Origin of the sequence: Nostoc sp. UIC 10630, from assembly GCF_010747425.1 — a bacterium.
In the GTDB taxonomy this organism is placed as follows: domain Bacteria; phylum Cyanobacteriota; class Cyanobacteriia; order Cyanobacteriales; family Nostocaceae; genus Nostoc.
The window spans coordinates 1-1,914 of sequence record NZ_JAAGOG010000412.1 but is presented as its reverse complement, the minus strand read 5'-3'; the positions used below and the strand labels follow the sequence as shown (position 1 = coordinate 1,914).

The window sequence follows — 1,914 nt, the reverse complement described above, 5'->3', positions numbered from 1 at the left end:
GCAGGGGGACAAGGGGACAAGGTGACAAAAGTTTAGAACTTACAACAAGTCTTTCCCCTTATCCCCAATTCTCCTTGTCCCCAAGTCCTCTTTCCCATTCCCAATTCGCAATTCCCAATGCCCAATGCTTAATTCCTCGTAAATTGATCTGTCCACTTGCCGTTAGCTTGACTACACTTAGAAATTAGCAACTGCATTGTTGTCCTTAAGCAGAATTGTTATGAAGTTATCTTTAAAGCAACTAGGTGTTTATTTGTTCTTACTGGTATTTGGCTGTGGTGCAGGTTTGCTTGGCAGTCGCTATCTCCTGCTACAAAATTCCTCATTCCAACAGTTAAGAAATGTGACAATGGCTTCGCCTCCAGAATCTGTAGTGCCAAATTCTCCTAGCGGAGTAATTGGGGCTACTGGAGGCGATAATGTAAATTTTATTGCGACGGCAGTGCAAAAAGTTGGCCCGGCTGTAGTGCGAATTAATGCCACTCGCAAAGTTGCTAATCCCATCTCTGATGCCTTAAAAAATCCACTCTTACGGCGATTTTTTGGAGAGGATGAGCAACCAATGCCTGAAGAACGGATTGAGCGCGGTACAGGATCGGGATTTATTTTGAGCGAGGATGGGGAATTACTCACTAACGCTCATGTAGTAGCAGATACAGACACAGTACAAGTCACTCTCAAGGATGGTCGAAGTTTAGAGGGGAAGGTGGTAGGAGTTGATTCTGTGACAGATGTGGCAGTGGTGAAAATAAAAGCGAATCATTTACCAACTGTAAAACTGGGCAATTCGCAAAACTTAATACCAGGACAGTGGGCGATCGCAATTGGCAACCCTCTGGGTTTAGATAATACTGTCACTATCGGCATTATCAGCGCTACCGATCGCACCAGCACTCAAGTTGGTGTACCAGATAAGCGAGTCAGCTTTATCCAAACTGATGCCGCAATTAACCCTGGTAATTCCGGTGGTCCCTTATTAAACGCTCAAGGCGAAGTGATTGGTGTTAATACTGCCATCCGCGCTGATGCTCAAGGACTCGGTTTTGCGATCCCCATTGAAACCGCCGCCCGCATTGCCAATGAACTTTTTACCAAAGGGCGTGTAGAACATCCCTTTTTGGGTGTTGAAATGGCAGACCTTTCTCCCATCAAAAAACAGCAGATTAATCAAGAGAATCAACTGAACATTCAGCAGGATGTTGGGATTGTAATTAAAGGAGTTACAGGCGATTCCCCAGCCAAGCGCGGAGGATTGCTTCCTGGAGACGTGATTCAAAAAGTTAATGGTAAACCAGTCAAAACCTCGGCCCAAGTTCAAAAGCTGGTAGAGTCCAGCAAAGTTGGGGACATAATAGCTATCGAGGTCAATCGTAGCGGGAAAATTCAAACCTTCAAAGTACAATCAGGAGCTTATCCTGAAAGGAAGTAGTCAATAGTCCCAGAATGTTTGACTATTGACTATTGACCATTAGACAAATGCTCTAACTGCATTCTTTGTTCCATCTGGCGCAGAAAATACCCCGTCATCATGGCCGACGCTAGAAGCCCAGCTAAGTTATCCCGATCTGTTGTAATTTGCACGTTGAAATTTTCTGCCGGGAGCATTCCCACTAGCCCTTGGACATTTTGCGAGATGATTTGTTTAATTTCAGGGCTGGCGGATTGAGCAATCCTCGCTAGAACATCAGGAGACTGATGTTGTAGATATTTGAGTAACTGATTGGGGTATTCCTCAGCGTGGTCGGAAAGAAGTTGATTGGGGTGTTCCTCGGAGTTGTCATTTAAAAAGTCAGGATTAAACACCATTGGCAGTTTTATTTAGCTTAATTGCTAACTCTACTCTAAACCATAGTACAAGGCTAGCGCATTCACCACGGGTATAAGTCATTGGGGATTGGGGATTGGGGATTGGGG

General features: G+C 44.7%; 3 protein-coding genes. 2 read left to right on the top strand and 1 reads right to left on the bottom strand.

Translation table 11 applies throughout. The features are described from left to right. Both G1O98_RS39550 and G1O98_RS38025 read left to right on the top strand, forming a co-directional pair. Positions 1 to 188 (top strand): hypothetical protein (locus G1O98_RS39550; RefSeq protein ID WP_207794533.1); only part of this gene is annotated, 188 nt, incomplete at its 5' end. A gap of 32 nt (positions 189 to 220) precedes the next feature. Continuing rightward, complete coding sequence (locus G1O98_RS38025) at positions 221 to 1,429, top strand: HhoA/HhoB/HtrA family serine endopeptidase (RefSeq protein ID WP_163939597.1); 1,209 nt, start codon at positions 221 to 223, stop codon at positions 1,427 to 1,429. 29 nt (positions 1,430 to 1,458) lie between these two features. Here G1O98_RS38025 and G1O98_RS38020 read toward each other — a convergent pair whose 3' ends face one another. Next, complete coding sequence (locus G1O98_RS38020; protein WP_012411319.1) at positions 1,459 to 1,806, bottom strand: DUF760 domain-containing protein; 348 nt, start codon at positions 1,804 to 1,806, stop codon at positions 1,459 to 1,461. Between the last annotated feature and the right edge of the window lie 108 nt (positions 1,807 to 1,914).